Origin of the sequence: Streptomyces sp. NPDC056480, assembly GCF_042795405.1 — a bacterium.
In the GTDB taxonomy this organism is placed as follows: Bacteria; Actinomycetota; Actinomycetes; order Streptomycetales; family Streptomycetaceae; genus Streptomyces.
In genome coordinates this window covers 40,437-49,133 of record NZ_JBHTSA010000064.1, presented here as the reverse complement: position 1 = coordinate 49,133, position 8,697 = coordinate 40,437, and the positions used below count along the sequence as shown (strand labels likewise).

The window sequence follows — 8,697 nt, the reverse complement described above, 5'->3', positions numbered from 1 at the left end:
GGCCTCATCGGCCGGGGCCCGCTCGCGTACGGCGTCTCCGCCGCTACAGCTTCTCGACCGGCGCGTACCGCAGCAGCAGCCGCTTCGGCTTCTCGTCGCCGAAGTCGATCGTCGCCTGGGCGTCCGCGCCCGCTCCCGTCACCGTCATGACCGTGCCGAGGCCGAACTGGTCGTGCGTGACCCGGTCGCCGACCTGGAGGGAGATCACCGGCTTCTCCCCCGCCCGCCGGGTCGCGAAGCCCGATGGGCCGGAGCGCGAACGGGAGGAGGAGAGCGAGGAGGTGATCCCCGAGGTCGGCCCGGCGGGCTTCGCCATCGGACCGGTCCGCTTCCACTCCAGGTACGCGGGCGGGATCTCCTCCAGGAAGCGCGAGGCCGGGTTGTACGAGGGCTGGCCCCAGGCGCTGCGCATCGACGAGCGCGTCAGGTAGAGCCGCTCCCGCGCGCGCGTGATGCCCACGTACGCGAGGCGCCGCTCCTCCTCCAGTTCCTTCGCCTGGCCGAGGGCGCGCATGTGCGGGAAGACGCCGTCCTCCATGCCCGTCAGGAACACGACGGGGAACTCGAGGCCCTTGGCGGTGTGCAGGGTCATCAGGGTGATGACGCCCCGGCCCTCCTCGTCCTCGTCCGGGATCTGGTCGGAGTCGGCGACGAGCGCGACCTTCTCCAGGAACTCGGCGAGGGTCGCGGGCTCCTCGCCGCGCTCCTGCTCGAACTCCAGGGCCACGGCGGCGAGTTCCTGGAGGTTCTCGATCCGGGTCTCGTCCTGCGGGTCGGTCGAGGCCTGGAGTTCGGCGAGGTAGCCCGTGCGCTCCAGGACGGCCTCCAGGACGACGGCGGGGCCGGCGCCGGACTCGACGACGGTGCGCAGCTCGTCCATCAGCGCGTTGAACCGCTTGACGGCGTTCGCCGAGCGGGCCGCCATGCCGTACGCCTCGTCGACGCGCTTGAGGGCCTGCGGGAAGGTGATCTTCTCGCGCAGCGAGAGGGCGTCGATCATCGCCTCGGCGCGCTCGCCGATGCCCCGCTTGGGGACGTTGAGGATGCGGCGCAGCGGGACGTTGTCCTCGGGGTTGGCGAGGACGCGCAGGTAGGCGAGGACGTCCCGGACCTCCTTGCGCTCGTAGAAGCGCACGCCGCCGACGACCTTGTAGGGCAGCCCGACGCGGATGAAGATCTCCTCGAAGACACGCGACTGGGCGTTGGTCCGGTAGAAGACGGCGACGTCTCCGGCCTTGGCCTCGCCCGCGTCGGTGAGCCGGTCGATCTCGTCGGCGACGAACTGGGCCTCGTCGTGCTCGGTGTCGGCGACGTAGCCCGTGATCTGCGAGCCCGCGCCGGCGTTCGTCCAGAGGTTCTTGGGGCGGCGGGACTCGTTGCGCTCGATGACGGCGTTCGCGGCGGAGAGGATCGTCTGCGTGGAGCGGTAGTTCTGCTCCAGGAGGATCGTCGTCGCGTCCGGGTAGTCCTCCTCGAACTGGAGGATGTTGCGGATGGTGGCGCCGCGGAAGGCGTAGATCGACTGGTCGGCGTCGCCCACGACGCACAGCTCGGCGGGGCCGAGGTCCTCGTAGCCGGTGCCGACGAGCTCCCGCACGAGGGTGTACTGGGCGTGGTTGGTGTCCTGGTACTCGTCGACGAGGACGTGCCGGAAGCGGCGGCGGTAGTGCTCGGCGACGTCCGGGAACGCCTGGAGCAGATGGACCGTCGTCATGATGATGTCGTCGAAGTCCAGGGCGTTGGCCTCGCGCAGCCGCGCCTGGTACATCCGGTAGGCCTCGGCGAGCGTCTTCTCGAAGCCGTCGACGGCCTGGTCGGCGAAGGTCTCCTCGTCGATCAGCTCGTTCTTGAGGTTCGAGATCTTGGCGCTGAAGGACTTCGGCGGGAACTTCTTCGGGTCGAGGTCCAGGTCGCGGCAGACCAGGGACATCAGGCGCTTGGAGTCGGCGGCGTCGTAGATCGAGAAGGAGGAGGTGAAGCCGAGCCTCTTCGACTCGCGGCGCAGGATGCGGACGCAGGCGCTGTGGAAGGTCATCACCCACATGGCGTTGGCGCGCGGTCCGACGAGCTGCTCGACGCGCTCCTTCATCTCGCCGGCGGCCTTGTTCGTGAAGGTGATCGCCAGTATCTGGCCGGGGTGCACGTGCCGCGTGCCCAGCAGGTGGGCGATGCGGTGGGTGAGCACCCGGGTCTTGCCGGAGCCGGCTCCGGCGACGATGAGCAGCGGGGTGTCCGTGTGGACGACGGCGGCGCGCTGCTGCTCGTTCAGCCCGTCCAGGAGCGCGGCGGTGTCCACGACGGGGCGGGGGGCGCCGTCGCGGTAGTGGGTGTCCCGGGCGGGCGGGGGCACGTCGAAGTGCTCCCCGAAGAGGTCGTGCGGGACGTCCTCCCCGGCCGGGGAGCCGTGCTCGTGGTCCTCGGGGTGGGGCGGGGGCTCCTCCGAGGAGTGGTTCTGGAGGCCGGCCAGGAAGCTGTCGTCAAAGAGGCTGCTCATCGCCTCACGAGTCTAGGACGCCCCACCGACATCCGGGCCCGCCTTCGGGAGCCGCCTTCCTCTCCGGCCTGCGGTACCGGTCACACCCGCGCGGTCGGCGGCTCTCCGGAGGGCTCCGGTCACGTTCCCGGGTCAGGCCCCCGGGGTCACGTCCAGAGGGTCGCGATGAAGATGTTCGCCATGGTCAGACCGCCGACGGCGGCGAAGAGGCCCTTCTCGACCCGCTCCTCGTCGCGCTTGACGTAGACGAGGGCGAGGATCACGACGAGGATCCCGAGCTTGATGCCGATCTTCAGGTTGTCGACGCTCTGGTCGTCCGCCTGGTTGAGGCCGACCAGCGCGACGCCGGTGACGAGCATGGTCAGGGCGCCGTGCAGCATCGCGGGGCTGAAGCGGGCCGTACCGGCCCCCATCGCCTTCATCTGGGTGAGGAATCCGCCGAGGAGGGCGGCGATACCGATGATGTGCAGGGCGACGAAGACATTGATGAGTACGTCCATGCGCCGGAGCCTAACCGGGCCCTAGCACCGCCTTCCGGCCGGGTCCACCCGGTCCGTCGCTTCGGTCGGACGGCCGCCGGAATGCCCCTCGGCCCGGCACCCCGGGCGAAAGGCTTCGGTCGCCGACCGCCAAGTGTCGCCAATAGCGGTCATCCCGCCGCCCGGGCGTGACCCCAGGTTTAGCGTCCTTCACCAGGTGGCCGGCTCCCCACCACCGCCGGCGATCCGGCGGTTGTCGGTCACCCCCGCCGAGAAAACCCGGCGGCGGTCCGTCTCCCCTGTGCGGCCCGCCGTCGGCCCGGCGGGCCCGTCTCCCCCAGGCAGAGGATGTGACCCGCCCTCGTGGCAGCACACCGAAAACCCAAGCAGTCCCCCCTCGGTGGTCAGGCGGGCCGCACCGCCGCCACCCTCGCCCTCGCCTCCGCCGCGACCGCGACGCTCTTCGAGGGGTCCGGGCACGCCGAACCCCGTCCGACCACCGCCCAGGTCAAGGAGAAGGTCGACCGGCTGTACGAGGAGGCCGAGGTCGCGACCGAGCGGTACAACGGGGCGAAGGAGAAGGCCGACGAGGCCCGCGCCGCGTTCGAGCGGCTGCGCGACGAGGCCGCCCGCAGGACCCAGCGGCTCAACACCGCGCGGGACGGGCTCGGGGCCATGGCCGCCGCCCAGTACCAGTCCGGGGGCCTCGACCCCGCCGTCCAGCTCGCCCTCACCTCGAACCCCGACCAGTACCTGGAGCGGGCCGCGCTCGCCGAGCGGGCCGGGGAGCGTCAGGCGGCCGCCGTCAGCGCCGTACGCCGCGAGCTCGCCGCCGTCCGGCAGCTGCGCGCCGAGTCGACGGGCCACCTGGACGCACTGCGCGCGCACGAGACGGAGCTGCGGCGCCAGAAGGCGGCCGTCCTCGGCAGGCTCCAGGCGGCACGGACCGTGCTCGCCCGGCTGACCGCGGAGGAACGCGCCCGGTACGAGGCCGCCGAAGCGGGCCGCGACGGCTCCGGCACCTCGGCCGGGAACAGCGGCACCGGGGGTACGGGCACGGCGACCGCCGCCCCCGCCACCGCGCGCGCCGACCGCTCCTCGGGCGGCGACCGCGCCCCGGTGACCGCGCCGAACGGCCGGGCCGCCGAGGCCGTCTCCTTCGCCCGCGCCCAGCTCGGCAAGCCGTACGTGTGGGGGGCGACGGGCCCCTCGGCGTACGACTGCTCGGGCCTCACCCAGGCGGCCTGGCGCGCGGCCGGCGTCTCGCTGCCGCGCACCACGTACACCCAGATCAACGCGGGCCGGCGCGTCTCACGGTCCCAGCTCGCCCCCGGTGACCTGATCTTCTTCTACTCCGGGATCAGCCACGTCGGGCTCTACATCGGCGGCGGCCAGATGATCCACGCCCCCCGCCCCGGCGCACCCGTCAGGGTCGCCCCCATCGACGAGATGCCCTTCGCGGGAGCGACCCGGGTCGGCTGATCAGACCAGGCGCCGGGCGGTGGCCCAGCGGGTCAGCTCATGGCGGTTGGACAGCTGGAGCTTGCGCAGCACCGCCGAGACGTGCGACTCGACCGTCTTCACCGAGATGTAGAGCTGCTTGGCGATCTCCTTGTACGCGTAGCCGCGGGCGATCAGCCGCAGCACCTCCCGCTCCCGCTGGGTCAGCCGGTCCATGTCCTCGTCCACCGGCGGCGCGTCCGTCGACGCGAAGGCGTCCAGGACGAATCCGGCGAGCCGGGGCGAGAAGACGGCGTCGCCCTCCTGGACCCGGAAGATCGAGTCGACCAGGTCGGTCCCGGTGATCGTCTTGGTGACATAGCCGCGGGCACCGCCCCGGATCACTCCGATGACGTCCTCGGCCGCGTCCGAGACGGACAGGGCGAGGAAGCGCACCGGGTCCTCCGCCGCGCTCATCAGGCTCGCGCAGCGCCGCAGCACCTCGACCCCGCCGCCGCCCGGAAGGTGCACGTCGAGGAGGACGACCTCGGGGCGGGTCGCCGTGATGACGGTGACCGCCTGGTCGACGTCGGCGGCCTCGCCGACCACCTCGACGCCGGTGACGTCGGTGCGGCCGATCTCGGCCTGCACTCCGGTCCGGAACATCCGGTGGTCGTCGACGAGCACCACCCGCACCCGGCGCTCCGTGCCCGCCCCCGCCTCGGTTCCGGTCGCTTCCCCGGTCTCGTCGCTCATCCGTCCGCCCTCTCCATCTCAAGCTCCACTTCGGTGCCCCCGCCCGGCACGGACCGCAGCCGGGCCGTGCCGCCGTTGCGCTGCATCCGGCCGATGATCGATTCTCGTACGCCCATCCTGTCCTCGGGGACCGCGTCCAGGTCGAATCCCGGCCCCCGATCCCGCACCGAGACGAACACCGTGCGGCCCTCGACCTCCGCGTACACCTGCACGGCCCCGCCCTCGCCACCGTACTTCGCGGCGTTGACCATCGCCTCGCGCGCGGCCTGCATCTGCGCGACCAGGCCTTCGTCGAGCGGGCAGTCGCCGACGACGACCACCTCGATCGGGACCCCGTGCTTGTCCTCGATCTCGGCCGCCGCCTTCTTGACCGCCTCGGCGAGGGTCTCGGGCTCCTCGTCCCGGCCGGTGCCCTCGGGCTTGTAGAGCCAGTTCCGCAGCTCGCGCTCCTGGGCGCGGGCGAGCCGGCGGACCTCGCCCGCGTCCTCGGCGTTGCGCTGGATCAGGGTGAGGGTGTGCAGCACGGAGTCGTGGACGTGGGCCGCGACCTCGGCGCGCTCCTGGGCGCGGATGCGCATGGTCCGCTCCTCCGTGAGGTCCTGCGACATCCGGACCAGCCAGGGGCCGGAGAGCAGGGCTATGCCGGTGAGGACGGCGACGGCGGCGGTGAGGGCCGTACCGAGCTGGGCGACCGAGCCGCGGACCACCACGAACACGGCGAGGCCGGTGCCGACCAGGGCGACGCCGACGAGACCGCGGGCGAGCTGGAGGGCGCGCGTGCGGCGGCCGGGGTCGGTCCAGCTGGCCCGGCGGGCGTTGTCCGCCTGGCGCCAGACCAGGGCGACGCCGCCGCCGACGAGGAGCAGGGGCCAGACGTACCGGCCGGACTCGCCGTCGACGCTGATGTTCCCGATGAGGAGCGCGGCGCCGATCGCGAGCACGATGAGGGCGAAGACCTGCCCCCGGTCGGGCTTGCGCAGCCTGCGGCGCCCGTCGGGGGTGGTCTCGAAGACGGGACGCGGGGCGGTCCGGCCGCCGACGCCGAGCGGGACGACGATCCAGAAGGCCGCGTAGATCAGGAGCCCGAGGCCGTCCAGGAAGCACATGACCACGAACGCCATGCGGACCCAGACCACCGGCAGCCCGAGGTGGCCGGCCAGGCCGCGCGCGACACCGCCGAGCCATCGCCCGTCGGCGCTCCGGTAGAGCCTGCGCACGGGCGGTTCGTCGGTCTCGGTGACACGAGCGGCTGCGGACATGCACCGATCGTCACACGTTCGGCCCGCCCTGGACATCAGGGTCGGCCCTGAGATCGTCCCTGGTACCGCCTCGGGGGCGGCGGGGCGCCGAATATCAGGGTCGGGCCAGGGTCGGCCCCGGTGCCGCTGGGCGTCACGGGCCGTCACCATGGACGCATGACGAGTTCGATGCCTTCGCAGCACGAGGCCACGCCGCCGGCGGAGGCCGTCTCCGCCCCTCCTCTGCGGCGCTCGCGCGGCAGCAAGGTCGTGGGCGGTGTCTGCGGCGGCCTCGGCCGGTACTTCGACCTGGACCCGGTGATCTTCCGGGTGGTGGTCGGTGTGCTCGCGGTGCCGGGCGGTCTCGGGCTGATCTTCTACGGCTTCGCGTGGCTGCTGATCCCGCTCGACGGCGAGGAGGAGAACGACGGGCGCAGGCTGCTGACCGGCCGCGTCTCCGGGGGCACGCTGGCCGCCGTGCTGATGGCGCTGGTGGGCTGCGGGGTCTTCCTGTCGATGCTGCACAGCGGGTCGATGCTGGGCTCGGCCCTCCTGGTGGCGTTCGCGCTGTCGTCGGCGGCGGTCTGGTCGCGGCACCGGCAGGCCGGCGCGGTGGAGGCGGAGGGACGGGCGGACGCGGCGACGGCCTCCCGGCCGGTCGCCGAGGCCCCGCCCGAGACCAAGGCCCCGCCGCTCGTCGAGTTCCCCTCGTGGTGGCGGGACCCGATCGTCAAGGACGGCTCGACGGGCAAGGTGGCCGTCGGCTACCTGTGGGGGCCGCAGGGCATCGTGGACCAGGACGGTCGGGTGGACGGCGAGGTGCCGAAGCCGGGCGGCCGGTGGAACGCCGGCTCCGCCGCTCCCGGACGGCCGAAGCCCTCGATCCGGCGGAGCCCGTTCTCCATCGGGGGTCTCGTCTATCTGCTCGCCATGGTCGCGGCCGTGGTCGGCACCTCTCTCACCTGGGAGAGCGAGCCGCTGGGCACGAGCCTGCAGACCGGTCTGGTCGCCGCGCTCGCGGTGTTCGGCCTCGGTCTGGTCGTCAGCAGCTTCCTGGGCAGGACCGGCTTCGGCACGGTCTTCCTCACCGTGGTCACGGCGGGCCTGCTCGCGCTGACCACGGCGGTGCCCGGCCAGATCACCACGGAGTGGATCCGCGAGACGTGGAAGCCGGCGTCGGTCACCGCCGTACAGCCGCGCTACGAGCTGGGGACGGGGGTCGGCACGCTCGATCTGTCAGCCCTCGCGGTCCCGGCGGGCACGACCGTGTCGTCGTCGATCGAGGTCGGCGCGGGGCAGCTCAAGGTGATCGTCCCGAAGAACGCGGTCGTGAAGCTCCACGCCCAGGTGGGACTCGGCGATCTGCAGCTGCCGGGCGAGCCGGCGAACGACATCGACATCTCGCCGGACCGGGACGTGACCCGGACCCTGAACCCGCCGGCCGGGACCACCCCGGCAGGCACCCTCGACCTCTCCCTCAAGGTCGCCGTCGGACAGGTGGAGGTCACCCGTGCTGCTTCATGAGTTCCGCCCCGGCAGGATGATCGCCGGCCTCACCGCCCTCGCCCTGGCCGGGCTCTACGCGGGCGACGCCACCGGGGCCTGGACGACCCCGTGGTACGTCGTGTTCCCGGTCCTCTTCGGCGGCCTGGGCACGGCCGGCCTGGTGACCTGGATCGTCTACCGCGTCCGGCGCCGCTCGGCGAGGAGCCGGTCGAGCGACAGCACCGACGCCCCGGCCAGCACCAGCGGCAGCCAGGCCATCAGATAGGCGAGGTCGTTGCCCAGGTAGTACGGGTTCACCTGCCAGCTGACGGTCAGCCAGAGGCTCAGCGAGATCAGGGCGCCGCCGAGCGCCGCCACACGGGCGAAGAGACCCACCAGGGTCCCGATGCCGACGGCGAGCTCCCCGAAGGCGATGGCGTACCCGAAGCCGGCGGGATTCTCGAGGGCGAGGTCGACCAGGGCGGGGATGGCCGAGCTGTCGCGGACGCCGGTCATCATCTCGCCGATGGAGCCCGTGCCGGAGTCGGCGAAGAAGGCGGAGTCGGTGAGCTTGTCGAACGCGGCGTAGACGAAGGTGACGCCGAGGAAGACCCGGAGCGGCAGAAGGGCGTAACGGGAGCCGAGCGCCTTCCACCGGTCGAGCGCGCCGGCCACGCCGGTACGGCCCGCGCCGTCCGTCCCGCCCGCGCCCCGGGTGCCGTCCGGGCCGCTGGTAGCGCCCGCGTCACCGGTCCCGTCGGCCGCGCCGTCCGCCCGGTCCGCGTGTCCCGTCATCGTCGGTCAC

General features: G+C 72.7%; 8 protein-coding genes. 3 read left to right on the top strand and 5 right to left on the bottom strand.

Annotated elements, in window-relative coordinates; all coding sequences use genetic code 11:
* Nucleotides 1-43: 43 nt before the first annotated feature.
* Nucleotides 44-2,494: a DNA helicase PcrA gene (gene pcrA / locus ACFQ79_RS25480; protein ID WP_383587312.1), complete on the bottom strand. Its 2,451-nt coding sequence runs from the start codon at nucleotides 2,492-2,494 to the stop codon at nucleotides 44-46.
* A gap of 146 nt (nucleotides 2,495-2,640) precedes the next feature.
* Nucleotides 2,641-2,994: a hypothetical protein gene (locus tag ACFQ79_RS25475; protein ID WP_383587309.1), complete on the bottom strand. Its 354-nt coding sequence runs from the start codon at nucleotides 2,992-2,994 to the stop codon at nucleotides 2,641-2,643.
* A 342-nt stretch (nucleotides 2,995-3,336) separates the two neighbouring features.
* On the opposite strand from ACFQ79_RS25475, the gene ACFQ79_RS25470 reads away from it, so the two are divergent.
* Nucleotides 3,337-4,455 carry an NlpC/P60 family protein gene (locus ACFQ79_RS25470; RefSeq protein ID WP_383587306.1) on the top strand — a complete coding sequence of 373 codons (1,119 nt, stop codon included), beginning with the start codon at nucleotides 3,337-3,339 and terminating at the stop codon, nucleotides 4,453-4,455.
* On the opposite strand, the gene ACFQ79_RS25465 is transcribed toward ACFQ79_RS25470, so the two are convergent.
* On the bottom strand, nucleotides 4,456-5,169 hold the full coding sequence (locus ACFQ79_RS25465; RefSeq protein WP_209496414.1) for a response regulator transcription factor: 714 nt from the start codon (nucleotides 5,167-5,169) through the stop codon (nucleotides 4,456-4,458).
* The gene (locus ACFQ79_RS25460) at nucleotides 5,166-6,428 is read right to left on the bottom strand and encodes a PspC domain-containing protein (protein WP_383587303.1); all 1,263 of its coding nucleotides are present in this window, start codon (nucleotides 6,426-6,428) and stop codon (nucleotides 5,166-5,168) included. The genes ACFQ79_RS25465 and ACFQ79_RS25460 overlap by 4 nt, the downstream gene beginning before the upstream one ends.
* Nucleotides 6,429-6,584: 156 nt before the next feature.
* On the opposite strand from ACFQ79_RS25460, the gene ACFQ79_RS25455 reads away from it, so the two are divergent.
* Both ACFQ79_RS25455 and ACFQ79_RS25450 read left to right on the top strand, forming a co-directional pair.
* Nucleotides 6,585-7,931 (top strand): PspC domain-containing protein, encoded by a 1,347-nt coding sequence (locus ACFQ79_RS25455; RefSeq protein WP_383587299.1) that lies wholly within the window; start codon nucleotides 6,585-6,587, stop codon nucleotides 7,929-7,931.
* On the top strand, nucleotides 7,918-8,178 hold the full coding sequence (locus tag ACFQ79_RS25450) for a hypothetical protein (protein WP_073910442.1): 261 nt from the start codon (nucleotides 7,918-7,920) through the stop codon (nucleotides 8,176-8,178). The genes ACFQ79_RS25455 and ACFQ79_RS25450 overlap by 14 nt, the downstream gene beginning before the upstream one ends.
* Here ACFQ79_RS25450 and ACFQ79_RS25445 read toward each other — a convergent pair.
* Nucleotides 8,088-8,687 (bottom strand): DoxX family protein, encoded by a 600-nt coding sequence (locus ACFQ79_RS25445; protein WP_383587296.1) that lies wholly within the window; start codon nucleotides 8,685-8,687, stop codon nucleotides 8,088-8,090. The genes ACFQ79_RS25450 and ACFQ79_RS25445 overlap by 91 nt on opposite strands.
* Nucleotides 8,688-8,697 lie beyond the last annotated feature (10 nt).